We start from the raw sequence: 25,939 nt of genomic DNA on the forward strand, positions 1-25,939 counted from the left end.
TTCAAGTCTTAGCAATGAACTAAAAGAAAACTTCAAGCCCTCGCCGTCATCGCACGAGGACCTCCGCGCGGAGATCGACCGCGCGTGAGGGCGACGCGCTGGGGGCGGCGCAGTCTGGGGCCGTTGATCGAAGCCTTAACCCCTTGGCTTTCGGGTAGCCGTCAACGCAGACTGAAAGGGCAGATCAACGCAGAACGCGTGGAGCAGCCGTGGACACTCTGTACGACCACATGCCGATCCTGTCGCGAGGCAGGCACCGCAACCCGCGCAAGGGCGCCTGCTTCATGGAGCTGGCCTCCTATCTGGCGGGCGAACGGTGGAGCGACCATCCCGCGTGCACACATCCGCTGCTCGCGGGCCTGGCCCGCCTGGTCAACGACCACACCACCGACAAGGGCAGGAGCAGGCTCGTCCCGCTCGTCCCCTCGATCATCGGGCTGACCGGTGACGACTTGCGGATCGACGCCAGGCTGGCCCTGCGCGCATCGACCACCGCGTTGCCGATCGCCGCCGCCGAGCGGCAGCTCGCGCTGGCCGTCTCGGTGCTGGCCGCCGAGGAGATGCTGGCCAGGCTGGACGGCCGTCCCGCGGGGCTGGAGGAGCGCAGCAGGTGGGCCTTCGACCAGGCGCCGCACGCCGCCGACTCGGCCCGGCGGTTCAGCCGGGCCGCGAAGATCACCGACAAGGGTTTTCGCAGGTACGCGGCGCCGAACGCGGTGCAGCTGTCGGTGGTGGGCATCGCCCAGGCCTGCGTGCCGGATCCCGACGCGATCCTGCACGAGTTGCTGGTCGGTGCGATCGCCGAATGCGCCGCGATGATCCCCCGGGCTCAGCCCCGGCCGGCCACCGCGACGCCGGCGAGCAGCACCAGCGCGAGCGCCAGCGCCCCCGGCGGGCCTACGTGGATGTGAAGCAGGCCGCCGCACAGCGCGCCGGCGCACATCGCGACAACTGAGACGAGCCGGCGCCTGCCGGCGACTCCAGGGGAGTCGCTGGCCAGGCCCGTTATGTCGGCCGTCAGGACCGTGGTGGTCATGTCGGGGACGGCCAGCTTCCTGACGACCGCGTTCTGCATGCCCATGCCGAAGGCGAGCAGCGAGATCAGCGCGGCCTGCGCGCCGGTGGCCTGATGCCCGAAGATCACTGATACCACCAGCGCCGTCGTGACGAACGCCAGGTGGGCGCCGGTGATGGGGGTGAACGCCCTCTCGACGGCCGCCGACCGCGCCACCAGCCGCCCCGCCGTCCACGCCCCGGCCACGAAGGCGGTGATGGCCAGCAGCGACGACCACAGCGACAGGTCCCGCTCTCCCGCCAGCGTGAAGCCGACGAAGACCACGTTGCCCGTCATGTTGGCGACGAAGACCTTGTTCAGCCCCATGAAGCTGACGGCGTCGACCAGGCCGGTGACGAACGTCAGCGGGATGAGCAGGGCGGGCAGGACGCCGTGCTTGTTGGTATCGCCTGGCAGCAGCCATCCGGCGACGCGGCCGAGCACGGGCGGCTACGACCTGGCCGAGGTGGCCGGCCGTACGCCGAGGACCATCATCCGGATGACGGTCACCTCGCCCTGGGTGACCGGCTCGCCGAAGACGCGTTGGACGCCGGCGGCGTCCTTCATGATGTCCATAGGATCATCTATTTCCCGGTGCGACGGAGAACCACCATGTCGCTTTGGTAGTCGCTGCCCTCCGTGGACCAGGAGGGCAGGGCCAGGCCGTGCGACATGAGCGTCTGCCCGTGCCACCGCTCGCCGGCGGCGTCCTGGTAGACGGCCTCGGGGTCGAGGCCCGCCAGCCGTACCCTGCGTGGCGGGTGTTTGGACAGCGCGAACGGGTTGTAGGCGAGCACGACCACGGTGTCCTCGTGGACGTACTGCACGGCGGAGGCCGTCACCCCCGCAGTCCCGGCCAGGCGGTACTGGCGGCCGTGCTGGATGACCGGCCGCACCGCCTTGTAGGCGGCGATCAGCTCGCGTGCCTGCTCCAGCTCGGCCGGGGACCATCTGGTGAGGTCGCCGCCGATGCCGAGCACGCCCGCCATGGCCACGTGGAAGCGGTAGGTCAGCGGCACCTCGCGCCTGGTGTGCGGGTTGGGGCTGTCGGTGACCCAGGCCGACATCGCGCCGGCCGGGTAGAGGTAGGAGTAGCCGTCCTGGATGGCCTGGCGGTCGCGGGCGTCGGTGTTGTCGGAGGTCCACACCTCGTCGGCGCGGCGCAGGATGCCGAAGTCGATCCGGCCGCCGCCGCCCGAGCACGACTCGAGGCGCAGCCGGGGGTGGCGCTCGCGCAGGGTGTCCATGACCGCGTAGACGCCGCGGGTGTGCTCGATCCACAGCAGGTCGGCCCGCTCCCCCGCCTGCGGCCAGCCCGCCTGGGTGAAGCTGCGGTTCATGTCCCATTTGAGGTAGTCGAGCCCGTACTCCGACACCAGGCCCGACAGCCAGCCGACCGCCCACTCCCGCACGTCGGCCCTGCCGTAGTTGAGCACGAGCTGGGCGCGCAGGGTGTCGCGGCGGCGGCCCGGGTAGTGCAGCACCCAGTCGGGGTGCTCGCGGTAGAGGTCGCTGTCGGGGTTGACCATTTCGGGCTCGACCCAGAGACCGGCCAGCATGCCGAGCTCGCGGACGGTGTCGAAGAGCTTGGACAGGCCCTGCGGGAAGCGGTTGGGGTTCGGCCACCAGTCGCCGAGGCCGCGCCGGTCGTCGGTGCGGGCGCCGAACCAGCCGTCGTCCACCACGAACAGCTCAACGCCCAGGTCGGCGGCCCTGCGGGCGAGCTCGATCTGACCCTGTTCGTGCACGTCGAACCAGGTGGCCTCCCACGAGTTGTAGAGGACCGGCCGCTCCTCGAACGGCGTGGGCAGGACGTGGTGGCGGGCGTAGTCGTGCCAGGCCCTGCTGGCCGCGCCGAACCCGCCGTCGCTGTAGAGGCCGAGGATCGGCGGCGTGACCAGCTTCTCGCCCGGGTCGAGCGGCCACGAGGGGCCGTCGTGGCCGAAGCCCGCGGTGACGGCGACGTCGCCCTCGGGACGGCGCTGCGCGGTCAGCCGCCACGAGCCGCTCCAGGCCAGCGCGATCGACCAGACCTCGCCGCGTTCCTCGGTGGCGTCGCCCGCGTCGATCATGATCCACGGGTTGGCGCGGTGCGAGGTCGTGCCCGTCCTGCTGGTGAACGTGGTCTCGCCGACGGCCAGCTCGGCCCGGTGCAGCTGCGTCTCCTGCGCCCAGGCTCCGGCTACCCCGGAGTAGCGGTAGGCCGGCTGCTCGGGGATGGCCCAGCTGCCGGAGTCGAGTCTGCCGATCCGTACGGCGTGCGGGCCCTCGTTGGCGAGGCTGACCCACCGTTCGACGACCTCCGCGGCCACCTTCACGTGCAGGCCGACGCGCAGGCCCAGCGGGTCGCGCAGCACCAGCTCGATCTCCGTGTCCGACAGCACCGCCTCGGCGAACGACAGCTCGACCGAGCGGACCCCGCCCGCGTAGGTCGCCTGCAGCGACGGCACGCCCCACCGGCGGCCGCCCTCGACGGGCAGCAGCTCGTCGATGTCGCGGGGGTCGTGGAAGCTCGAGCCGGTCCGTGTCGGCGCCTGCCCGACGACCTCGGCCAGCGCCTTGTCCGGCAGGCGCGGCCCCCAGTACCACTGCACGACGCGAGTGTCGTCGTCGGCCGTCTCGACGCCGAAGACGTAGGCGGAGGTCGTGGTGACGGCGGCCCAGGCGCTGTCGCCCACCGCGAGTACTTTCCCATGAGGCACGAACCCCATGAGATCGCATCGCGCTTCGGCGCCACTACGGGTTCCCCCTTGCGATGAATATGAAGACCGCTCGGCAGGAACCAGCACGTCGCCGCGGCGATACGGAACGACACCCTCACCCCCTGGCTGATTGCCCAGGGGATCGACACCAGGCGGCTGACCGTCGTCCACGCCGACATCACCCGGCCGCTCACCGGCCTGACTGACGCCCTGCTCGATGTCCGCGACGTCTACAACGCCGCCGCCCGCTTCGCGTTGGGCCTGAGCGCGGCCGAGGCCAGGGCGACCAACGTCCCGCCGAGGTCGCCGGTCGTCTCCTCGCGCTGGGGACGGCTCCGCCCCGGCCACCCCGCGGCACGCCGCGCGCCGTCGAGACGGCAGACTTTGCCGCGTGAAGCGAATCCTCATCATCGGCATCGGCGCGGGCGACCCCGACCATCTCACCCTCCAGGCGGTCAAGGCCATCGGCAGCGCCGACGCCTTCTTCCTCCTCGACAAGGGCGAGGCCAAGCACGACCTGGTCGACCTGCGCCAGGACATGATCAGGGCGCACGCCCGCGAGCCGTACCGGCTGGTGGAGGCTCAGGATCCGGAGCGGGACAGGACCACGCCCGCCTACGCCGCCGCCGTCGAGGAGTGGCGCTCGCGGCGCGCCGACCTGTACGAGGCGTTCATCCGTGACGAACTCGGCGACGGCGAGACCGGCGCGATCCTCGTCTGGGGCGACCCCGGACTGTACGACAGCACGCTGGCCGGCATCGAGGAGGTGGCCGAACGCGGCGAGGTGGCGTTCGAGTACGAGGTCGTCGCGGGCATCACCAGCGTGTCGGCGCTGACGGCGCGCCACCGCACCAGCCTGACCAGGGTGGCCAGGCCCGTGCACATCACGACGGGGCGGCGCCTGGCGCAGGAGGGCCCCGTCGCGGCCGACGACATCATCGTCATGCTCGACGCGCACTGCGCCTTCGCCGAGCTGGGCGAGGAGTTCCACATCTACTGGGGCGCCTACCTCGGCACCCCGGACGAGATCCTGGTGTCGGGGCCGGTGCCCGAGGTCGCCGACCGGATCCGCGAGCTGCGTGCGCAGGCCCGCGAGCGCAAGGGCTGGATCATGGACACGTACCTGCTGCGGCGCGTCAACCCCGCGTGACGCGCATGGCCGTCTCCCACTGCGCGCGGCGCGTCTCCTGGTCGATCAGGACGCAGTCCTCGCACATGCCGCCTCCGGGTACCCGGTAGTAGAGGCAGCAGCTGCGCCGGACGAAGAACGGCTGGCCTGGCGCGGGCTCGACCAGGTCGCCGGTGCCGCGCAGCACTCCCATCTCCAGGAGCTCGCGGCCGAGCGCGGCGGCCCGCGCGGCGAGCCCTGGACGCCCGCGGGCGATCGCGCGGACGGCCCCGGCCAGGGAGGAGGCGGCGTTGCCCCACAGCAGCCCCGGCGCGATCCGCACGACCTCCTGTACGGCCCGCGCGAGCGGCTCCAGCAGCCCGGACACCACGGTGCGGTACAGGGGCTCGGCCATCTGCTGGACGTCCTCGGCGTCCGCGACGTGCCATCCGGTCGGGCGCTCGGCGCGCAGCGGCAGCGGCCCGCCGGCAGCCGGATACCAGTGGAGCCGGGCGGGAGCGAGGTCGACGAGCAGGCCGTGCGCCACCGCGGCGCCGACCGCGGGCGACCAGAGGCGGGCGGCCAGGCCCTGGAACAGGATCGAGGCCGCCACCCTGGTCTCGCCGGTGCCCAGGCGCTCGGCGACGTCGGCGATCCGCTGCTCCACGGGCAGGTCGGTGAGCGGCCGCCAGCCCGGCTCGATCGGGCCGACGCCGAGCTCGAAGTAGCCGCTGATCGTGGACACGTCGGCGATCGCGTCGGCGACCGTCGGCGACGGGGCGGGCCGGTACGGCACAGCGACCATGCTCGCACACCCGCGACGAACCGGTGGGCCCGCGCGGGTGAGCGGGCAGCACGGGGCTGAGCCGCCAGTCCCTACCAGGTCGGCGGATCAGTGGGTCAGGGCCGACAGCTCGGCGATCGCCGCCGACTCCGCCTCGTAGATCGCGCCCACCCGCGCGCTGAGGTCGGCGAACAGCGGGGTCAGGTCGCCGACGGGGGCCGACCGGTCGACCTCGCCGCGGACCTCCCACAGCTCCTGCGCGAACGCTGCCGCCTGGGCGCCGCCCGCGCTCCCCTCCGCCAGGACGCTCTCCCTGATCGCCGCCGTCAGCTCCCGCATCCGGGCGAACTGCGGCACCGACGCGGGCAGCGCCGCCTCGGCGAGGTCGTGCCACATCGCGTGGATCTGCCGGAACCGTTCCGCCAGCCCGGCCAGGCGCGGCTCGCCCAGCAGGTCCGCGGCCTCGTCCAGCGAGCGCGCAAACAGGTCGCGCAGGTTCCCGCCGTCCATGCCGATCGGCTCGACCCCCTCCCAGACCGACAGCAGCCCCCCGGCCAGGCCGCGCCCGTCGGCGAAGACCTTGCCCCAGGCCTTGGCGTTCCTGGTGTCGCTCAGCAGCCGCGACCACTTGCGCCAGGCGGGCAGCGAGAACGAGTCGGACGCCGCGGACAGGTGCTCGGCGCAGTCACGCAAGCCCTCCCGCGCGGCGGCGGCCAGCGTCGCCCCGTCCAGGACGGCCTCGCCCAGGACATGCGTCACGTTCTTGTACGAGCCGACCCTGGCGCGCGCGGCGTCGACGCGCTCACGCGGGACGAGCAGCGTGGCCTGGCCCCGGTCGTCGAGGTACACGCCGCTCTCGTCGCGCCGGTAGGCGACCACGGGGTGCCCGCCGTAGCCGTCCAGCGCGGCGGGCAGCTGCCAGTACCCGAGGTGGTAGCGGTCGGGAAGGATGATGCACGGCCGTCCCGCGTCGAGCTCCTGTGCGAGCCTGCTGCTCGCGCCGCGGGCCCCGCCGGTGGTGTGCTCCTCGTACGGCACGCCGAGCCGGGTGAGCGTCTTGTCCATCCAGCGGTTGTGGTACTGCCACAGGTTGCGGAAGCCCAGGACCACGTGGCGGCTCTGGTCGTGCTGGAACTCCCACAGGATGTATCCGGCGCCGATGCCGCCGCCCGCCAGGAACACCATCGGCTCGCTGACGGCGACGCCCTGGTTGACCAGGATCGCGGTGATCGCCGCGCTCGAGGGATCGTGCCCGCCGACGAACCGCCAGCCGCCGTCGGCGTGCGGTTCGGCCTGCCCGACGAGGTGGGCGCGGGCGGTGGTGTAGCTTTCGCCCGTCTTGGCCATCCGCTGACGGATGCGGGCCTTGAGTTGCTTCTTGCTGGTCATGACGGCTCTCCGCGCGGCCGTTCGCCAGTGCCCGGCCCACGCCCGCGGCCCCTGGCGGCCGCGAAGTGTCGCGAGGCCGGTCAGACTGCCGCTCCCGAGGCGCGTACGTCCCCTTTGCCCCCGCGGTCGGCGGGTCGCGTGGGGACCCGCTCAGGAGGTTCGGCGGGAGAGAACCGCCGCGAGAGCGAACTATAACACCAGGGCGTCTAGTCGAGCAGCGACCGTACGGCCTGCTCGCTCCGCCCGACCACGGCCGACCCGTCGGCGGCGGTGATGATCGGCCGCTGGATCAGGATCGGGTTGTCGGCCAGCGCCCTGATCCACCGGTCACGGCTGGGGGCGTCGCGCGGCCAGTCGTTCAGGCCGAGCTCGGCGGCTCTGGCCTCGCCCGTCCTGGTGATGTCCCACGGTTCGAGGCCGAGCTTGGCCAGCACGTCGCGGATCTCGTTCTCCTTCGGCGGGTCCTCCAGGTAGCGCCGCACGGTGTAGCCGGCCCCGGCGGCGTCCAGGACGGACAGCGCGGACCGGCACTTGGAGCAGTCGGGGTTGATCCAGATTTCCATGATTTCCATGCTAGGGCCGACCTGCGTGGATCACTTCGCCACCACGGTGAGGTCCGCGGTGAAGTCGCGGTCCAGGGGGAACATCGGCCGCCTCAGCCGCGCGTACGGCAGGCGCCGCAGGTCCTGGTCGACGCCGCCCGGCGTCAGCGCCAGCAGCCAGTCGCCCGCCGCGTCGAACAGCTCGGGTTCGAGGTAGCCGATCTTGACGACCACGAGGTCCACCGTACCGACCTCGATGCCCAGCCGGGCGTAGGAGGCCAGCTCGCGGTACTGCATCCGCCGGGAGGTGACGAACACGCTGGCCCCGCCCACCCGCACGCTCACGCAGCGCCCGCCGTCGGGGTCGTCGGCGACCGCCTCCAGGACGCCGTCGAGCGGCAGCGGACCGGGCTCCCGTGGGTCGATGCGCCCGCCGACCAGTACGCTGACCGGCGAGCCGAGCGGTAGGTCGGCGACCTGCGCCACGGCCTCGGGGTCGACCAGCGAGGCGTAGACCGCCCTGATCGAGCCGTCGCGGATCTCCTGGCGCGCCAGCAGCCGGTCGAGGGCGTAGGTGACGTCGTCGGCGCCGCCGGCTCCGGGGTTGTCGCCGGAGTCGCTGATGAAGAACGGGCGGCGGGCGGGGTCCTTGATCGCCACCTGCGCCTGGTCGAGGCAGTCGTCCATGGTGCCGGTCGGGGCGACGAACGCGAACTCCTCGCGTGCCGCCCAGAAGTGCTCGCCGAGCTCGCGCGCCGCCTCGGCCGTGGCGGCGGCGTCGGTGCCGGTGGCGACGACGGCGCCGCTGCAGCGGGGCTCGTCGGCCCAGGCGAAGCCGATCCAGATCGCCGCGTCGATGACACCCCGCCTGGCCTCGACCTCGGGGACGCGGGCGTAGAGCCCCTTGGCCGGGTCGAGCCTGGTGCTGGTCATCTCGCCGGGCAGCAGGATCGGCACGTGGACGAGGGCCTTGCAGGGCCGATGCCCGCGGCGCAGCGCCTCGACCAGGTTGCGCGCGGCGCGCTCGCGGGTCTCCCACACGTCGACGTGCGGCGCGGTGCGGTAGCAGGTGAGCAGGTCGCACCCGTCGAACAGGGCGGGCGAGACGTTGCCGTGCAGGTCCATGGCCGCGGAGACGAACGGCTCGGGCCCGATGACCGACCGGATGGCGGTGACGAGGTCGCCCTCGGCGTCGTCGCGGCCGACGACGCTCATCGCGCCGTGGATGTCGAGCAGGACGCCGTCCAGGGGGCCCGCCGCTGCCAGCCCGTCGAGGATCTCGGCGCGCCATGCGTCGTAGGTGCCGGGGGCGACCGCGCCGCCGGGAAGGGCTCGCGCGTGGACGAGGGGGATCCATTCGACGTCGGCGGCCCACGGCTCGGCGGGCGAGAGCCAGCCGTACCGCGCCAGCAGGCTGTCACCACGGGTGACCTCGAAGTCGGCGGCGGTGCTCAGGTGCGGCGAGAAGGTGCTGGACTCGATGTGCACGCCGCCGATGGCGACGCGAAGGGGTCGGGACACGGGCGGGGGCTCCTCAGGAGGGTCGGACGTCGGCCGACGCGCGCACCAGATGCCCGAGCCCGGCCAGGGCGGCATCCGGGCCTGCGACGCTGGCCTCGATGGACAGGGACTGGGTCATGGACGGCAGGCAGCGCTCGTAGAGCATGCTCCGGGCGGCGGCCACGTACACGTCGAGGCTGGACAGCGCGCCGCCGATGACGACGGCGTCGGGGTTGAGGAAGTTGACCAGGCCGGACAGCGCGACCCCGAGCAGCCCGCCGGCGTGGCGCACCATGGTGACGACGGACGGCTCGGCGTTGACGGTCGCGGCGATGACGTCACGGGTCGTGGTCACCGGCAGGCCGCGATCCTCCAGCTGGCGGGCCAGGGCGGCGCCGCTGGCGACGGTCTCCAGGCAGCCGCGGCTGCCGCAGGAGCACTCGCGCTCACCACTGTCGGCCACGCGGACGTGGGTGACGTCGCCGCTGAGCCCGCGGCCCCCGCGGTAGACCTGGCCGCCGCTGACCAGGCAGCCGCCGATGCCGGTGCCGGCCTTGACGTAGATCATGTCGCCGGAGTCCCTGCCGCGGGCGATGTGCTCGCCGATCGCGGCGGCCTTGGCGTCGTTGTCGACGACGACGGGCACGCCGAAGCGCTGCCTGAGGTCGGCCTGCGCGTCGAAGCCGCTCCAGCCGGGCATCCGGGCCGGGCCGACCAGCCGTCCGTGCGGATGCTCGACCGGTCCGGGCAGCGCCACGCCGATCCCGAGCAGCGCCTGCCCCGGCGCGGTGGCCGACCTGATCCGCCCGAGCTCCCGGGCGATCGTGTCGAAGACCTCTGCGGGACCGGCCGCGATCTCGATGGCGGCCTCCTCGGAGGTGAGCAGCCGTCCGTCGGGTGAGCACAGGCCGATGCGGGCGTGCCCGGCGCCCAGCTCCGACACGGCCAGGACGCCGCCGACGTCGCGCAGTCGCAGGATCCGCGGTCGCCGTCCGCCGGTGGAGCGGCCCACGCCCTCCTCGAGGATGGCTCCCTCCTCCAGCAGGCGCCGTACGACGCTGGAGACGGTCGACGGTGCGACCTGCAGGGTCTCGACGAGGTCGGCACGGGACGTGGCCTCGCCGCTCGCCAGCAGGCTCAGTGCCTGCTCGCGCAGGTTGGCGGGACTCGATGGGTCCGACATGCCGCTCCTCCCTACGGCCGCATTCCCGGCCGCGCCGTTGCACAGAGCCCCATCATGGACCACGCGCCACTTCGACTCTAGCTCGAAATAAGTCAGCGAAACAAAGTGGTTTTGTTCCGTTGACTTCATACATTGCCGTCTATACATTCTCCGGATTGAGCGCACCTCGGCCCCGAAAGCGCAGGGCATGTGCACGTCAATCGAGGAGATCCCATGGGGAGCAGATTCCACCGGCGCGGGCTCCGCGGCACCGCGGTATTAGCAGGCGTGATGGCCCTCGGACTGGGCCTGGCCGCGTGCGGCGGCTCCGGCGGCGGCCCAGCCAAGGGCGCACAGGGCGGGGGCCAGGGCAAGGACAGCGTGACCGTCGCCCTGCGGACCCCGAACTGGATCCTGCCCATCTCGGCGCCCGGCTTCACCCAGGGCGAGAACGCCATCTTCGGCGCCGCGCAGTACCGCCACCTGTACGAGTACAAGCTGGACGGCTCGGCGCAGTACAACATCGACCCCGAGCGCTCGATGGCCGCGCCGCCCGAGGTGAGCGACGGCGGCAAGACGCTGACGATCACGCTGAAGGACAACACGTGGTCGGACGGCAAGCCCGTCACCACCCGTGACGTGCGGTTCTGGTACAACCTCGTCACCGCCAACAAGGACAAGTGGGCGTCCTACCGGGCCGGCGGCTTCCCCGACAACATCGCCGACTTCACCGTCAAGGACGACAGGACCTTCTCGCTGACGACGAAGAAGGCGTACAACACCGCGTGGTTCGTCGGTAACCAGCTCAACCGCATCGTGCCGCTCCCCCAGCACGTCTGGGACAAGGACTCGGCCACGGCGAAGGTGAGCGACCTCGACACCACCCCCGAGGGCGCCAGGAAGGTCTTCGACTTCCTCACCGCCGCCTCCAAGGACCCCAAGACCTACGCGACCAACGAGCTGTGGCAGGTCAACAGCGGCGCGTGGAAGCTGGAGAAGTACGTCCCGAACGGCGAGGTCGTCCTGACCGCCCGCCCGAACTACTCCGGCGCCGACAAGCCGAAGCTGTCCAGAGTGGTGCTGCGGCCCTTCACCGGCGACGACGCCGAGTTCAACGTGCTGCGCGCCGGCCAGATCGACTACGGCTACCTGCCGCCGGCCAACCTGTCCCAGCGCAAGTACCTCGAGTCCAAGGGCTACACGATCTCCCCCTGGTACGGCTGGTCCATCACCTATCTGCAGCTCAACTACAACAACCCGACGTCGGGGCCGCTGTTCAAGCAGCCGTACCTGCGCCAGGCGCTGCAGATGCTCATCGACCAGCCGACGATCAGCAAGGTCATCTGGTCCGGGATGGCCGCGCCGACCTGCGGTCCCGTCCCGCTCAAGCCGGGCACGAACGGGTCGAGCGAGGGCTGCGCCTACTCCTTCGACCCCGCCAAGGCCAGGCAGCTGCTGGAGAGCCACGGCTGGAAGGTGACCCCGGACGGGCAGACGACCTGCCAGCGGCCGGGCACCGGGCCCGACCAGTGCGGCGAGGGCATCGCCTCGGGCACCCCGCTGGCGTTCACCGTGACCAGCCAGACCGGCTTCGCCGCGACGACGAAGATGTTCGCCGAGATCAAGTCGCAGATGGCCAAGGTCGGCGTCGAGCTGACGGTCAAGGAGGTGCCCGACTCGGTCGCGGTCACCCCGATCTGCAAGCCGTCCGAGGCGACCTGCTCGTGGGACATGTCCTTCTTCGGCTCCCAGGGCAGCTGGTACTACCCGGCCTTCGCCAGCGGCGAGCGGCTGTTCGCCACCGGCGCGCCGGTCAACCTCGGCAGCTACAGCGACCCCGAGGCCGACCGGCTCATCGAGGCGACGCAGTTCTCCGCCGACGAGGCCACGCTCAAGGCCTACAACGACCACCTGGCCAAGGACCTGCCGGTGCTGTGGATGCCGAACCCCGTCTACCAGATCTCGGCGTTCAGGTCGGGTCTGCAGGGCGTCGACCCGCAGGACCCGATGAACGGCATGTTCTTCCAGGACTGGTCCTGGAAGAACTGAGTCGCCGACCCCGGTGGCGCCCGACCGCGCCGCCGGGGTCCCCGGAACGAGGAGGGGGCCTCCGTGGCCCGGTATCTGATCACGCGCCTGGGCCAGGCCCTGGTCATCGTCGTGCTCGTCACGATGATCACATTCGTCATCCTGCACCTGCTGCCAGGCGGCGTCGCCCGGGCCACCCTGGGCAAGGAGGCCACGCTGGAGCAACTGGCGGCGTTCAACCGCGAGATGGGCTACGACCGGCCCTGGGCCCAGCAGTACGTCATGTACGTCGAGCGCCTGCTCAGCGGCGACCTCGGCTACTCCTTCCAGCTCAACCAGTCGGTCACCGAGGCCATCGGCCAGCGCCTGCCCAAGACCATGGTGCTGTCGCTGCTGTCGACGCTGCTGGCCGTCGTCGTCGCCATCCCGCTGGGCGTCGTCCAGGCGGTGCGGCGCAACCGGTGGCCCGACTACGCCATCACCGCACTGTCGCTGCTCGCCTACGCCACCCCGATCTTCTTCATGGGCCTCATGATGATCATTGTCTTCTCCCAGGTCTGGCCGATCCTGCCGCCTGAGGCGCCGCAGGGCTTCACCCTGGGCGAGGTGCTCGCCGACCCGGCCGGGCTCGTCCTGCCCACCGTCACGCTCGCCATCGTGACCATCGCGGTCTACTCCCGCTACGTCCGCTCCTCGATGGTCGACAACCTCAACGAGAACTACGTCCGCACGGCCCGCAGCAAGGGGCTGTCGGAGGTGCGGGTGGTCGGGCGGCACACCCTGCGCAACGGGCTGTTCCCCGTCATCACGCTGCTCGGGATGTACCTGCCGGCGCTGTTCAGCGGCGCGCTGGTCGTGGAGTCGCTGTTCAACTTCCCCGGCATGGGCCAGCTGTTCTGGCAGGCGGCGCTGAAGCGCGACTTCCCCATCCTGTTCGGCGTGACCCTGATCGTCGCGGTCGCGACCGTGCTCGGCGCGCTGCTGGCCGACCTGCTCTACGCCGCCGTCGATCCTCGCGTACGGCTCAGGGCGGCCCGCTCATGACCACGTCGACAGAGACGACCGCCGAGCAGAGCGCAGCACTCGACGACGAGGCGCCCGTCCGAGGGCTGTGGCGCCAGGGCGTGGAGGTCTTCGCCGAGAACCGCCTGGCGCTGCTGGGCCTGGCCCTGTTCGTCGTGCTGGGCGCGGTCTGCTTCCTCGGCCCGCTCTTCTACCACACCGACCAGGTGCACACCGATCTCAGCGCGGTCCACCTGCCGCCCGGGACGCCGGGCCATCCGCTCGGCACCGACGGCGTCGGCTACGACCAGCTCGGACGCCTCATGCTCGGCGGCCAGACCTCCATCGTCGTCGGCCTCGCCGCGGGCATCCTGGCGACCGTCGTGGGCACGGTGTGGGGAGCCATCGCCGGATTCGCCGGCGGATGGGTCGATGCGGCCATGATGCGCCTGGTCGACGCGATGATGTCGATCCCGTCGCTGTTCCTGTTCATGCTCATGGCGACCATCGTCACGCCGAGCGTGCCGATGCTCATCCTCATCATCGGGGCCTTCGCCTGGCTGGGCCCGGCCCGGCTGGTGCGCGGCGAGGCGCTGAGCCTGCGCTCGCGCGAGTACGTCCACGCCATGCGGTCCATGGGCGGCACCGGCGGCCGTGCCGTACGGCGGCACATCATCCCGAACGCGATCGGAACGGTGATCGTCAACGCGACCTTCCAGGTCGCCGACGCCATCCTCTACGTCGCCTACCTGTCGTTCCTCGGCCTCGGCGTGCCGCCACCGGCCGCCAACTGGGGCGGGATGCTCTCCGACGGCCTCGCGGACACCTACAGCGGCCACTGGTGGCTGCTGTACCCGCCGGGCATCGCCATCATCCTCATCGTCCTCGCCTTCAACTTCATGGGCGACGGCCTGAGGGACGTCTTCGAGGTCCGCCTCCGGCGGCGCTAGCAGGAGCACGAGAACATGAGCGCACCCATCGACCCGGCCGAGCCCCTGCTGCGGTTGCGTGGCGTCAGCACCGACATCGCCCTGCGCAAGGGCGTCGTCCACGCCCTCGACGACGTCAACCTGGAGGTACGGCAAGGCGAGACCCTCGGCATCGTCGGAGAGTCGGGCAGCGGCAAGACGATGACCGCGCTGTCGGTCATGGGCCTGCTGCCGCCCGGCGGCGAGGTCGTCGGCGGCGAGATCCTCTTCGAGGGCCGTGACCTGCGGTCGCTGCCGCCCGCGGAGGTGCGCGGGATCCGCGGCGTCCGGATGGGCATGGTGTTCCAGGACCCGCTCACCTCGCTCAACCCGACGATGCGCATCGGCGTCCAGGTCGCCGAACCGCTGCGCGTCCACCAGGGGGTCGGCCGGGCGGAGGCGCGGGAGCGGGCGATCGAGATCCTGCGCAGGGTCGGGATGCCCCGTCCTGACAAGATCGTCGACGCCTACCCCCACCAGCTCTCCGGTGGCATGCGCCAGCGGGTCGTCATCGCCATGGCGCTGGTCTGCTCCCCCCGCCTGCTCATCGCCGACGAGCCGACGACGGCGCTCGACGTGACCACCCAGCGGCAGATCCTCGAACTGATCGATGACCTGCGCGAAGAGTTCGAGATGGCCGTCATCCTCGTCACCCACGACCTGGGTGTGATCGCCAGCCGGGCCGACAGGGTCGCGGTCATGTACGCGGGCCGGGTGGTGGAGTCCGCGACGACGGCCGAGCTGTTCCGTTCGCCGCGGCACCGCTACACCGAGGCGCTCATGGAGGCGCGTCCCGGTTCGGCCACCCAGGAGCGGCTCTACAGCATTCCCGGTCTTCCGCCGGACCTGTCCAGGCCCATGACGGGGTGCAGGTTCGCGCCGCGCTGCCGGTTCGTCTCGGACGCCTGCCGTACGACCGAGGTGAGCCTTTCGGATGGCGAGCATCGGCACGCGTGCCTGCACCCGGTCACCCGGCCCCTGACGGCCGCGCCCCGGCCCGCGCCCGCTGCGGCGGCGCAACCGTCAGGTCCCGACGCGGACGCGATCCTGTCGATCCGCGGGCTGGTCAAGGACTACGAGGCGGCGGGCGGCGGGCTGCGACGGGCCTCGGGCAAGGTGAGCGCCGTGGCAGGGGTGTCGTTCGACGTACGGCCCGGCGAGACGTTCGGGCTCGTGGGCGAGTCAGGATGCGGCAAGTCCACCGTGGGCCGGCTGGTCGTCGGGCTGGAGGAGCCGACCGGCGGGCAGATCGTCGTCGACGGCGCCGACATCGCCACGCTGGACCGGCGCGCGCGCCGCCGGATGCACCGGCAGGTCCAGCTGATGTTCCAGGACAGCTACGCGGCGATGAACCCGCGCATGCGCATCGACGCCATCCTGACCGAACCGCTGGAGATCCAGCAGGTGGACGACCCGGCCACACGCCGCTCCCGCATCGCGACGCTGCTGGACCAGGTGGGCCTGTCCCGGCGGGTCCTCGAACGCTACCCGCACGAGTTCTCCGGCGGCCAGCTGCAGCGCATCGGCCTGGCCAGGTCGCTGGCCCTGCGGCCACGGCTGATCGTCGGCGACGAGCCGGTGAGCGCGCTCGACGTGTCGATCCAGGCGCAGGTGCTCAACCTCATGCGGGACCTGCAGCGCGACTTGGGTCTGGCGTACGTGTTCATCAGCCACGACCTGTCCGTCGTCGACTACATGGCGGACCGGATCGGCGTCATGTACCTGGGCAAGCTCGTCGAGGTCGGGCCGGCGCACGACGTGGTCAGAGCGGCCAGGCACCCCTACACCCAGGCCCTGATCGACGCCGTCCCCTCCGCCGACCCGGGCGCGGCGCCGCGCGAGAGCATCGCCATCCGGGGCGAGCTGCCCAGCGCGCAGAACCCGCCCACGGGCTGCCGGTTCCGGACGCGCTGCCCCCTGGCCCAGGAGATCTGCGAGAGCGAGCCGCCGCTGACGGGCGGCGCGCACCAGGTGGCCTGCCACTTCCCGCTGCGCGGCTGAGCGCCTGGCCACCGCGCGTGCCGGGGATCTACTCGGGTGCGCGGGTGTCCTCGGGTGCGCGGGTGTCCTCGGGAGCGGGGGCGAGGATGCGCCAGGCCCACTGGCGTACCTTCCACGTCCGGCGGGTCACGTCGGGGCCGAGCTCGCCGTCGGCGTTGACCGGGACCGGCTGCCCCGCGATCGCGATCTCCTTGGCCCGGTAGGTGCGCACCTCCGCCTGGGACGGATGCGTGCCGCGGCGTAGCCGTAGCGCGAAGGCGAGGCGAGCCAGCGGGTCCGTGGCGAAGGAGACCATCACGTCCACCAGCCCGTCGTCGGGCAGGGCGGCCGGGGTCAGCGGGACGCCGCCGCCGATGGACGTGCCGTTGCCCATGGCGACCATCAGGACCCTGCGCCGCCCGTCGGCCACCGTCGTGCCGTCCACGACGACGCGCAGCCGCCACCCCCGCGCCCGCACGCCCGCGATCATCGCGCCCACCGCGTAGGCGGCCCGCCGCAACAGCGGCTTGAGCGGTACGGCTTCGCGCGAGCCCCGCGCCCCGACGCCGACGTGGACGGCGTTGACCACCACGCCGCCCCGGTCGTCGGTGAGCAGGTCCATGGGGCGGGTGTGCCCGTCCAGGACGACCCGCGCCGCCTCCTCCGGGTCGAGCGGCAGGTCCAGGGCTCGGGCCAGATCGTTGCCCGTGCCCATCGGCACCAGCCCGACGGGCCTGGAGTCCAGTTCCCCGCGCGCGGCCAGCGCCGCCACCAGCGCGTGCAGGCTGCCGTCGCCGCCCATGACCACGGGGACGCGATCGGGCGCCTCGTCCAGCACCGCGCCGAGGTCGTCGGGATCTTCGCGGACCAGCACGTCGGCCTCCGCCTCGAGCACGTCCATCGCCGCGCGGCGGCTGTCGTCGTCGGCCCCGCCTGCCGCCGAGTTGCAGATCACGAGCAACTTCATGCTCTCCTCCTTCGCAGGCCGATCACCTACCCCGTTATCCCGGCACCTTCCTTTACAAAGTAGAGTCAGCGCGACCGCAACAGGGTCAGCACGGCCAGCACCCGCCGATGCCGATGCGGCGACTCCTCCAGGTTGGTTCCACGATGAGCACGCGCTCGGGCACGTGCCGATCCTCGCATGGGACAGCCGCCAGGGAACTATGGCAAACCTTCCACTCAGTACATTTTTGGCGGTCATATTGTGCAGCGTGGAGCGGGACCGGCGGCCTGAGCTGCCCTAACGTCGGTAGCCCCCTGATGAGGAGGCGACACCCGTGAACTGGCACATTCATGACTACCGCGAGGACGACCTCGCCGCCGTGGTCCATTTGATCGACACCACGGCAGGCCTGGGCCAGGAGTCGGTGTTCTCGCTCGCCGAGTGCATCGGGGCCCTGACCTCGGGCCAGCCGGCCGTCGTGGCCGTCCACCGGGGTGTGCCCATCGGGGCGGCCCTGTCCCACGTGTCCGGCGAACGGGCGTGGGTGATGCGTATCGCGATCGCCTCCACGTGGCGGGGGCGCGGGCTGGCCAGCGCGCTGCTGAGAGAGCTGGAGCGGCGGCTGATGGACGCGCGGGTGCGGCGGATCGCCTATGTGCTGCCGGAGGAGGAGCTGCTCGGCGAGGGGCTGGTGAACGCCGGCTACACCAGGCGGCCCGCCGTCGCCTATTTCGAGAAGACCGAGCCCGCCGTCGGCCTCGGCGCCGGCCTGCTGGCCGAGCTGGGCGGCCGGCTCCTTCCCGGCGACCTGTGGGACAAGGTGGCGGGCATGGAGGTGGAGAAGGATCTCATCGAGCGGCGCATCGTGCTGCCGCTGGCCGAGCCGGAGCGGGCCGCCAGGCACGGCGTACGCCCGCCCCGGGCGATCGCCCTGTTCGGCCCGCCCGGCACCGGCAAGACCACGTTCGCGCGGGCGATCGCCTCCAGGCTCGGCTGGCCGTTCGTCGAGCTGCTGCCCTCCCGGCTGGCCGGCGACGGCAACCTGGCGGAGGCGCTGCGCACCGCCTTCGCCAGGATCGCCGAGCTGGAGCGGGTGCTGGTCTTCATCGACGAAGTCGAGGAGATCGCCGCCGTGCGGGCCGAACGCCCCGAGGCGGGCAGCCACGGCATCACCAACGAACTGCTCAAGCTCATCCCCGGCTTCAGGGAGCGCGACGAGCGGCTGCTGGTGTGCGCGACCAACTCCATCCGCTCGCTGGACCCGGCGTTCCTGCGGCCCGGGCGCTTCGACTACCTGATTCCGATCGGCACCCCCGACGCGGCGGCCCGCTCGGCGATCTGGGGGCGGTACTCCGGCGGGCGGCCCGACGTGGACCTGGACACGCTGGTGGCGGCGAGCGAGCTGTTCACCCCCGCCGACATCGAGCACGCCGCCAGGTCGGCGGCGCAGACCGCCTTCGAGCGCGACCTCATCGACGCCGCGCTGCCCGAGGGGACCCCCGCGGGCGCCGGAACGGCCGACTACCTGGTCGCGATCGGCCAGTGCAGGCCGACCGTCACCGCCGCGATGAGCGACGAGTTCACTGCCGACATCACCTCGCACGCCCGCCTCTGAGCCCCGCGGAGGGGTCAGCGGTCGCGGTGGAGCATGGGCCGGGGCAGATCGCGGAGCGTGACTGAGGGCCACTGGACGCGCGGGAGCCAGTTCCACTGGCTGGGCCGCCGATCCCGGCGAACACGCGTCGCTGTCACGCGCCAGGCGGCCGGTACGCCACCTCTTGCCGGACGGCCTCGTCGATCTCGTCCGTCGTCAGGAGCACGACGGTCTTCGTCCGCACCGCGCCGGTCGCTGAGATCGTGAGGCCCACCGCGGCCGCGGTGACATTGTTCGGTACGTCGGTGATGACGTAGACGTCGCACTCGCCGAAAGCGTAGTAGAAGCTCTCGACCCGGCCGCCGATGTTCTCCATCATGCGGTCCAGCGCTTCACGACGTCCGGTGCCCCCCTCGCGAAGCAGACCCTTGAGTCCTTCCGGGGTGTAGGTCGCCTGGATGAGGTACTTGGGCATGGTCTTCGTCTCCTTCTACGTCACCACTACGGCTGTATCAGACGACGTTCTCGGCATCGGATGACGGTAATCCCACGGGCTGTCCTCGGTTCCGCTTGGCGCGAGTCCGGCCATCACGTTGAGCGCATGACGCGGAACTTCGGCCGAGGAGCTCTCTGATGTCGGACTGGTTGTTCAGGATGCCCAGTGCGCTGGCCGCCACCGGCGATCCCGGCCGGCCCGCCTGCGAGACGGCGAAGGCGACCACCCACCTGTTCGACGTCGACGACCCGGAGTCGTCCTCACGGGCGCTCTGGTCGGAGCGCGGCATCGCGATCATCGACTAGCCCGCTTTGGTGCGGGATTGAACATTGTGTCCTGCGTGGATAACGTCCGGGGGGATTCACCTAGCCGTTCGGAGTCGTTCATGCGCGATGTGGGCGGATTAGTTGGGCGGGACGCCGCGTTTCGGGCCCTCATGGAATCCATGGCGCATCCACCGTCGGTCGCCCTGGTGGAGGGTGAGCCGGGCATCGGCAAGACGACGCTGGTGCACGCCGCGGCGCGGGCCGTGCGGCCGGGCCGTACCATCCTGCTCGGCCACTGCCACCAGTTGCGCGAGCCGTTCCCCTACGGACCCGTCTTCGAGGCGCTGCGCGACCTGGCCGACCGGCTGCCGGGGCCGGAGCGGCTCAACCCGGTGACCGGGGCGCTGCGCGGCCACCTGCCCGAGCTGACCGGCGTGCTGCCCGCCGCGCCCATGCCGCTGACCGATCCCGGCGCCGAACGCCACCGGCTGTTCCGCGCGGTCCACGAGCTGCTGGCCGCGGCCGGGCCCACCGTCCTCATCGTCGAGGACCTGCACTGGGCCGACGACGGCACCCAGGACCTGCTGCGTTTCCTGCGCCGCCGCCCCCCCGAGGGTCTGGCGCTGGTCCTGACCTACCGCGATCAGGACCTGCCCGCCGAAGGCCTGCCGCTCGGCGCCTCCTACCGCCACTCCCCCGGCGCCACCACCGTGGTGATCTCCCTGGAACCGCTCGACGCACACGACGTCGGCACGCTGGCGGCCACGCTGCTCGGCAGGCCCGGCCTGCCCGCCGGGTTCGTGGCGCGGCTGCACGAGCGCACCTCGGGCATTCCGTTCCTCGTCGAAGAGGTGGTCCGCTCCCTCGGTGACGACCGCCGTCCCGAGGCGCTCGAACGCGCGGGCGTGCCGCGGCTGCTGCGCGAGTCGATGACCGAGCGGCTGTCCAGGCTGTCGCCCGCGGCGCTCGGCACCGTGCGCGCGGCCGCCGTCCTGCGGCTGCCGGTCGGCGAGCCGCAGCTGGCCGCGGTGGCGGGCGACGCGGGCGGGCTGGTCGAGGCGCTGCGGCTCGGCGTGCTGCACGAGTACCGGGACGACAGTTACGGCTTCCGCCACGCCCTGGCCCAGGAGGCCGTCTACGACACCATCCCCGGCCCCGACCGCAGGCTCGCCCACGAGCGGGCCGTCGCCGCGCTGGCGGCGCTCGACCCTCCGCCGCTGGTGCAGCTCACCTTCCACGCGCGCAGGTCGGGCAACCTGGCCGCCTGGCTGCGGTACGGCGCGGCGGCGGCGGCCAGGGCCGCGGCGATGGGCGACACGCCGCTGGCCGTCGAGGTGCTGGAGGAGATGCTGGCCGACCCCGAGCTGCCCGGCTCCGAACAGGTGGCGCTGGTGCTCACTCTGGGCCGCCTGTCGCTGGCCGGGCTGTCGTATCCGCGGGTGATCAGGCTGCTCAGGCACCTGCTCACCGACGACCGGCTGGCGCGCGACCTGCGTGGCGAGGCGCGGCTGTCGCTCGGCCTGATGCTGTTCGGGCAGGGCGGCGACGTGGTGGCGGGCCGCTCGGCGATCCTGGCGGCCGTGGAGGAGCTGGGCGACCGGCCGCTGGCCGCCAGGGGCCTGGCCGCCCTGGCCATGCCGGGGTGGGGCGCGGAGTCCCTGCCGACGCGGGAGAAGTGGATGGCGCGGGCGGAGGAGCTGGTCGCGACGGCCGACGACGCCGAGCTCGAGGCTGCCGTGCGGGGCAACAGGGCGGCGCTGGCCATGTCCGTCGGCGCGCCGGAGACGGGCGCCATGGTGGCGACGCTGCCCGCCACGCATCCGTCGGCCGCCGTGCGCAGGCAGGTCGCCCGCACCTTCTGCAACCTGTACGACCTGGCGGCCACGCTCGGCCGCTACGAGGAGGCCGAGGAGTACGGCAGGCAGGTGCGCGCGCTCGCCGAGGAGACCGGCGCGTTCTTCCCCGCCTACCTGGCCCAGGGGGTGACGCTGCGCGTCGAGCTGCTGACCGGCCGGTGGGACGGCCTGGCCGCCAGGGCCGCCGCGGCGATCGAGGCCATGGAGGAGTCGCCGGTGGCGGCGATGGAGGCGCACTTCGTGCTCGGGCGGCTGGCGCTGGCCTCGGGCGAGTGGGCCGAGGCGGCCGCGCGGCTGCGGGCCGCCGGGCTCGGCGCGCCCGACGCGCACTACCTGCCGCTGGTGCTGGGCGCGTGGGGCGGCCTCATCGAGCTGCTGCTGGCCCGCGGCGAACCGGCGCGGGCCGCGGCGGAGGCGGGCAAGGCGGTGGCCAGGCTCGGCGCCACGGGGGTGTGGGTCTGGGGCGACCAGCTGGTGCCGCCGGCCGTCGCCGCCCTGGTCCAGGCCGGGCGGGTGGCCGACGCGACCGAGCTGACCTCGCGTTTCGCCGAGGGGATCCGGGGGAAACAGGCGCCGTCGGCGGCGGCCGCGGTGGAGTTCGCGCGCGGCACGATCGAGGCGGCCGGCACCGACAGCGCGGTCAGGCACGAGGCGGCGGCCGAGCACTTCGCACGGGCTCGCGCCTGCTACGCCGCCATGCCCCAGCCGTACGGCGCGGCGCGCGCGGGCGAGGCGGAGGCCGGTGCCAGGCTCGCCATGGGTGACCGTACGGCGGCCGCCGCTGCGCTGGCGGAGGCGGCGGAGCGCTTCGCCGCGCTGGGCGCCACCCGTGACGCGGCCAGGTGCCGGCACGAGCTGCGCGGATTCGGCGTGGCCACACCCGCGGTCCGTCGCCGGGCCGCGGGCCTGCTGTCACCGCGCGAGCGGGAGGTGGCCAGGCTGGTCGCGCTCGGCCGGACGAACAAGGAGATAGCGGAGGTGCTGTTCCTGTCGCGCCGTACGGTCGAGACCCACGTGGCCACCCTGCTGCGCAAGCTCGGTGTGCGCTCGCGCACCGAGATCGTGGTCCCGGCCGAGGATCCGGCCGGGACCACCGGTGCCTAGACGGTGATGCTCCAGGAATCGAGGACTCCCTCGTCGAGGAAGTAGACGTCCTCGATGTCGAGCACCCATGTGCCGGCCGCCTGCTGGTTCACCGGCACCGAGAAGTTCCTGGTGCCGAAGACCGTGCAGGACGAGCCGCCCGGGGCCCTGAGCTGGTACCACGTGCCGTTGGGGCCGCGCAGCCAGATCGACAGGTCCTCGGTGCAGGTGTGCGTGCTGGTGATCGAGATCTTCACCGGGGACACCGCGCTACCGCTCGCGGTGGAGGTGATGGGGCTCTGGATGTAGCCGAAGTCCTCGATCTGGTAGTCGGTGTCGTTGCGGAACGTGCGGCCCGGCTGGGTGTTCTGCACGGTCAGCGTGAACACGGTGGTGCGGGTGCCGGTCTCTCCGGTGCCGACGATCGTCACCTGGTGGTTGCCCGCGGGTGTCGAGGCGGTGGTGCTGATCGTCAGCGTGGAGTTCGCGCCGGAGGTGACCGACGACGGGTTGAAGGCCGCCGTGGCCCCCGCCGGCAGGCCGGTGGCGGTCAGGTTGACCGTCTGCGCGGTGCCCGCGGTGGTCTGGGTGCCGACCGTGGTGGTGATCGCCTGTCCCGCCTGGACGGTGCCCGAGGAGGGGTTGACCGCGACGGAGAAGTCACGCGAGGTGGGGTTGCCCACCGCGAGCTTCCAGATGGCGTACGCCGAGGCGTCGGCCGCCCGGTCCAGGATCGTGTCGTTGATGTTGGTGGTGGTGTCGCAGGAGGCGTGGTAGCAGGAGTCGTAGGCCTGGCTTGCCGTACCTCCCCACTTGGCGGCCTGGGCCGCGGTCTTGCGGGAGCTGGCGCCGGCCGCCACGCCCGACGTCGCGATGCCCGCGTTGCGGAAGGAGGCGTCGTCGGAGCGGTTGGCGCCCTCGGTGTTCTCCTCCGGCTGCAGGTTCAGCGCGTCGTAGAACGCCTTGAGGTGGGTGGCCGCGGTGGTGTTGATGTTGTTGATGAAGTAGCCGCCGTTGCGCGAGCCGACCATGTCGTAGTTGTGGTAGACCTGGATCTTCGCGCGCTCGGCCGAGCTGAGCGAGGCGACGTAGCCCTCGGAGCCGTTGAGGCCCTGCTCCTCGTCGCTCCACCAGCCGAACCTGACGTGCTTGGCCAGCGTCGGGTTCTTGGCGGCCAGGGTGAGCGCGACCTCGAGGAGCGCGCCGGAGCCCGAGCCGTTGTCGTTGATGCCCGGTCCGGCCGAGACGCTGTCGAGGTGGGCGCCCGCCATGATCACCTGGTTGGCGTCACCGCCGGGCCAGTCGGCGATCAGGTTGGGTCCTGCGTTGGAGCTGCAGGTGGAGCCGCAGTTCTGGCGCACGACGGTGTAGCCGGCGGCGGTCAGCTTCTGCTCGATGTAGGAGACGGAGGCGGTGTAGCCCGCGCCGGTGGAGCGGCGGTTGCCGCCGTTGTTGGTGGCGATCGTCTGCAGCTGGGTCAGGTGCGCCTTCACGTTGGCCAGGCTGACGTCCGGCGGATCGGTCGGGTTCGGCCCGCCGCCCACGGTCAGGGCGTAGGTGGCGGTGTGGGTGGCCGTCTGTCCCGTGCCGGTGACGGTGACGGTGAAGCTGCCGCTCGGCGTGGAGCCGCTGGTCGTGATCGTCAGCGTGGAGGAGTTCCCGCTGGTCACCGAGGTGGGGTTGAAGGTGGCGGTGGCGCCGGAGGGCAGGCCTGAGGCGGTGAGGTTGACCGTCTGCGCGGCGCCCGAGGTGGTCTGGGTGCCGACCGTGGTGGTCACGGACTGCCCTGGCTGGACGGTGCCGGAGGCCGGGTTGGTGGCGATGGAGAAGTCCTGGCCCTGGGCGGTGCAGGTGGGCTCGCCGGACTGCACCGGCACGCTCACCGCGTTCCACGCCGCCTTGGTCGTGGCGCACTCGGCGCTGTTGGCACCGTACAGCTCCACGACCGCGGCCAGCGACGCGGAGCGGACGTTGGCGTAGCGCCAGGACGAGGTCTTGCGGGCCAGGGCGCCCATGAAGATCTTGCCGGCCTTCTGGATGCCGACGCCGGTGACCGACGAGGGGCCGCCGGAGCAGATCGGGCTGTTCGGCTTGCCGCCGCCCGGCGACGAGCCCTCGGCCAGCAGGTAGAACCAGTGGTTGAGCGGGCCGGCCGCCGCGTGCACCTCGGTGCCGGGGATCGAGGTGGACCAGCAGTTCGGGTCGCCGACGCGCGACGGGTCGTGCATGTACCTGATCGGGCCGTCGCCGACGAGGTTCACCTCCTCGCCGACCTCGTAGTCCGGCGGGTCACTGGCGTTGTTGGCGAAGGCCTCGGTCAGGGCGCCGAAGATGTCGCCGGTGGCCTCGTTGATGCCGCCGTTCTCGTTGCCCGATCCGGCGCCGCCGGGCGTGGTCTGGAAGATGGCGTGGCCGTACTCGTGGCCGACCACGTCCATCGGGGTGGCCTGGCGCTGGTTGTCCTGGGAGTGGCCGAAGTTGGTGTAGCTGCCGTTCCAGTAGGCGTTGACCTGGTTCAGGCCGACCCTGGCGGGGAAGCCGCGGCCCTGGCCGTCGATGCCGTTACGGCCGAGCCAGTCGCGCAGCATGTCCCATTCGCGCTGCACGGCGTAGAGGGCGTCGACGCAGGCCGTCTCCAGGTTGGTGCCGGAGTTGTTGCCCCAGGCGTCGTCGGGTCCGGTGTACGGCTGGCCGTTCTGCCCGCCGCACTGGATGCCCGGCCTGGAGGTGTCGACCATGCGGTAGGTGCCGCTGGACTGGCTGGTGTCGATGGTCACGCTCGGGTAGTAGTTGCCGTTGCCGGTGCCGGCGCGCACCTCGTCGTAGGAGTCGGCGACCTTGCCCGTGCGGGCGTCGACGAAGACGTGCTGCTTGCTCGGCTTGCCGTCGGCTTCGCCGGAGACCACGGTCTCCCAGGCGAGCCTGGGCCGCTCGCCCCAGGCCAGCACGACCAGGCGCGGAGCCTCGCTGTCGTCGACGCGCGACAGCCGGGCCCTGGACGTCCTGATCGCCCGCTCGGCGCTCACCCGCGGCTTGACGCTGAGGTTCTGCGGGGCGGGCCCCGAGGCGGCGGTGGTGTCGCGCACCCGTCCCTCGGAGTCGGTGACGACGACCGCGTCGCCGCCGACGACCGGCAGGCCCTTGTAGGTGCGGTCGTAGGAGACGTAGAACATGCCACTGGCGCCGGCCGTCACGGCTCGGCGCCAGTAGGTCTCGTCGGGTCCCTTGCGTAACTCGTCCAGCCCGCTGGAGACTGCCTGGTCGGCGGCCTTCGCGGCGAGGCTCTCCGGGTCGTTGGCGGCGGTCAGGTTCTGCGGTGGTCGGACGCCAGGCGGTGCTGCTGCGGCGGCGGCCGGATTGATCACCAGGGCGGTCGTGGTGGCCAGCCCGGCGACGGCCGCGAGGACGGATCTGCGTCTCACTCGCCAGTTCCTTTCGTGCGTCCTCCGTACGGCTCCGCCGCGTGGGCGGAGCGGTGT

The 25,939-nt window shown here is 72.0% G+C and carries 20 protein-coding genes; 9 read left to right on the top strand and 11 right to left on the bottom strand.

What is annotated here, in order from left to right:
• Positions 1-209: 209 nt before the first annotated feature.
• Entirely contained in the window at positions 210-911 is a 702-nt protein-coding gene (locus tag ACFXJ8_RS07455; protein WP_379642978.1) for a hypothetical protein, read from the top strand.
• Here ACFXJ8_RS07455 and ACFXJ8_RS07460 read toward each other — a convergent pair.
• The 3 genes from ACFXJ8_RS07460 to ACFXJ8_RS07470 are packed head-to-tail and all read right to left on the bottom strand — an operon-like array spanning position 830 to position 3,756.
• A complete protein-coding gene (locus ACFXJ8_RS07460) occupies positions 830-1,498 on the bottom strand; it encodes a YoaK family protein (protein WP_379642979.1) in 669 nt (222 codons plus the stop codon). The two genes, ACFXJ8_RS07455 and ACFXJ8_RS07460, sit on opposite strands and share 82 nt — an antisense overlap.
• 6 nt (positions 1,499-1,504) lie before the next feature.
• Complete coding sequence (locus tag ACFXJ8_RS07465) at positions 1,505-1,630, bottom strand: hypothetical protein (protein WP_379642980.1); 126 nt, start codon at positions 1,628-1,630, stop codon at positions 1,505-1,507.
• 8 nt (positions 1,631-1,638) lie between these two features.
• A complete protein-coding gene (locus tag ACFXJ8_RS07470) occupies positions 1,639-3,756 on the bottom strand; it encodes an alpha-galactosidase (protein WP_379642981.1) in 2,118 nt (705 codons plus the stop codon).
• Between the two features lie 391 nt (positions 3,757-4,147).
• On the opposite strand from ACFXJ8_RS07470, the gene cobF reads away from it, so the two are divergent.
• Positions 4,148-4,906: a precorrin-6A synthase (deacetylating) gene (cobF, locus tag ACFXJ8_RS07475; RefSeq protein WP_379642982.1), complete on the top strand. Its 759-nt coding sequence runs from the start codon at positions 4,148-4,150 to the stop codon at positions 4,904-4,906.
• On the opposite strand, the gene ACFXJ8_RS07480 is transcribed toward cobF, so the two are convergent.
• The 5 genes from ACFXJ8_RS07480 to ACFXJ8_RS07500 all read right to left on the bottom strand — a co-directional run bounded on the left by ACFXJ8_RS07480 (position 4,893) and on the right by ACFXJ8_RS07500 (position 10,262).
• Entirely contained in the window at positions 4,893-5,669 is a 777-nt protein-coding gene (locus ACFXJ8_RS07480; protein ID WP_379642983.1) for a (2Fe-2S)-binding protein, read from the bottom strand. The two genes, cobF and ACFXJ8_RS07480, sit on opposite strands and share 14 nt — an antisense overlap.
• Before the next feature lie 87 nt (positions 5,670-5,756).
• Entirely contained in the window at positions 5,757-7,037 is a 1,281-nt protein-coding gene (locus tag ACFXJ8_RS07485; RefSeq protein WP_379642984.1) for a BtrH N-terminal domain-containing protein, read from the bottom strand.
• A 206-nt stretch (positions 7,038-7,243) separates the two neighbouring features.
• Positions 7,244-7,600, bottom strand: a complete 357-nt coding sequence (locus tag ACFXJ8_RS07490; protein ID WP_379642985.1) for an arsenate reductase family protein — start codon at positions 7,598-7,600, stop codon at positions 7,244-7,246.
• Between the two features lie 30 nt (positions 7,601-7,630).
• Entirely contained in the window at positions 7,631-9,100 is a 1,470-nt protein-coding gene (locus ACFXJ8_RS07495; RefSeq protein WP_379642986.1) for a M81 family metallopeptidase, read from the bottom strand.
• Between the two features lie 13 nt (positions 9,101-9,113).
• The gene (locus ACFXJ8_RS07500) at positions 9,114-10,262 is read right to left on the bottom strand and encodes an ROK family protein (RefSeq protein ID WP_379642987.1); all 1,149 of its coding nucleotides are present in this window, start codon (positions 10,260-10,262) and stop codon (positions 9,114-9,116) included.
• Between the two features lie 213 nt (positions 10,263-10,475).
• Here ACFXJ8_RS07500 and ACFXJ8_RS07505 point away from each other — a divergent pair, with 213 nt between their 5' ends.
• The 4 genes from ACFXJ8_RS07505 to ACFXJ8_RS07520 all read left to right on the top strand — a co-directional run bounded on the left by ACFXJ8_RS07505 (position 10,476) and on the right by ACFXJ8_RS07520 (position 16,240).
• Positions 10,476-12,290, top strand: coding sequence for a peptide ABC transporter substrate-binding protein (locus tag ACFXJ8_RS07505; RefSeq protein WP_379642988.1), 1,815 nt, complete (start codon positions 10,476-10,478; stop codon positions 12,288-12,290).
• A 63-nt stretch (positions 12,291-12,353) separates the two neighbouring features.
• Positions 12,354-13,313, top strand: a complete 960-nt coding sequence (locus ACFXJ8_RS07510) for an ABC transporter permease (protein ID WP_379642989.1) — start codon at positions 12,354-12,356, stop codon at positions 13,311-13,313.
• The gene (locus tag ACFXJ8_RS07515; protein ID WP_379642990.1) at positions 13,310-14,221 is read left to right on the top strand and encodes an ABC transporter permease; all 912 of its coding nucleotides are present in this window, start codon (positions 13,310-13,312) and stop codon (positions 14,219-14,221) included. The genes ACFXJ8_RS07510 and ACFXJ8_RS07515 overlap by 4 nt, the downstream gene beginning before the upstream one ends.
• A 15-nt stretch (positions 14,222-14,236) precedes the next feature.
• A complete protein-coding gene (locus ACFXJ8_RS07520) occupies positions 14,237-16,240 on the top strand; it encodes a dipeptide ABC transporter ATP-binding protein (protein WP_379642991.1) in 2,004 nt (667 codons plus the stop codon).
• A gap of 28 nt (positions 16,241-16,268) precedes the next feature.
• On the opposite strand, the gene ACFXJ8_RS07525 is transcribed toward ACFXJ8_RS07520, so the two are convergent.
• Complete coding sequence (locus ACFXJ8_RS07525; protein WP_379642992.1) at positions 16,269-17,186, bottom strand: diacylglycerol/lipid kinase family protein; 918 nt, start codon at positions 17,184-17,186, stop codon at positions 16,269-16,271.
• 313 nt (positions 17,187-17,499) lie between these two features.
• Here ACFXJ8_RS07525 and ACFXJ8_RS07530 point away from each other — a divergent pair, with 313 nt between their 5' ends.
• Positions 17,500-18,780, top strand: coding sequence for an ATP-binding protein (locus ACFXJ8_RS07530; RefSeq protein WP_379642993.1), 1,281 nt, complete (start codon positions 17,500-17,502; stop codon positions 18,778-18,780).
• A 133-nt stretch (positions 18,781-18,913) separates the two neighbouring features.
• Here the strand turns inward: ACFXJ8_RS07530 and ACFXJ8_RS07535 are convergent, their stop codons facing one another.
• On the bottom strand, positions 18,914-19,234 hold the full coding sequence (locus tag ACFXJ8_RS07535; protein WP_379642994.1) for a GYD domain-containing protein: 321 nt from the start codon (positions 19,232-19,234) through the stop codon (positions 18,914-18,916).
• Positions 19,235-19,392: 158 nt separating this feature from the next.
• Here ACFXJ8_RS07535 and ACFXJ8_RS07540 point away from each other — a divergent pair, with 158 nt between their 5' ends.
• On the top strand, positions 19,393-19,560 hold the full coding sequence (locus tag ACFXJ8_RS07540; protein WP_379642995.1) for a hypothetical protein: 168 nt from the start codon (positions 19,393-19,395) through the stop codon (positions 19,558-19,560).
• Between the two features lie 140 nt (positions 19,561-19,700).
• Positions 19,701-22,481 (top strand): ATP-binding protein, encoded by a 2,781-nt coding sequence (locus tag ACFXJ8_RS07545; protein WP_379642996.1) that lies wholly within the window; start codon positions 19,701-19,703, stop codon positions 22,479-22,481.
• Here the strand turns inward: ACFXJ8_RS07545 and ACFXJ8_RS07550 are convergent.
• Positions 22,478-25,882 (bottom strand): M28 family peptidase, encoded by a 3,405-nt coding sequence (locus ACFXJ8_RS07550; RefSeq protein ID WP_379642997.1) that lies wholly within the window; start codon positions 25,880-25,882, stop codon positions 22,478-22,480. The two genes, ACFXJ8_RS07545 and ACFXJ8_RS07550, sit on opposite strands and share 4 nt — an antisense overlap.
• Positions 25,883-25,939: the final 57 nt, after the last annotated feature.

The organism is Nonomuraea sp. NPDC059194 (genome assembly GCF_042754765.1).
Taxonomy (GTDB): domain Bacteria; phylum Actinomycetota; class Actinomycetes; order Streptosporangiales; family Streptosporangiaceae; genus Nonomuraea.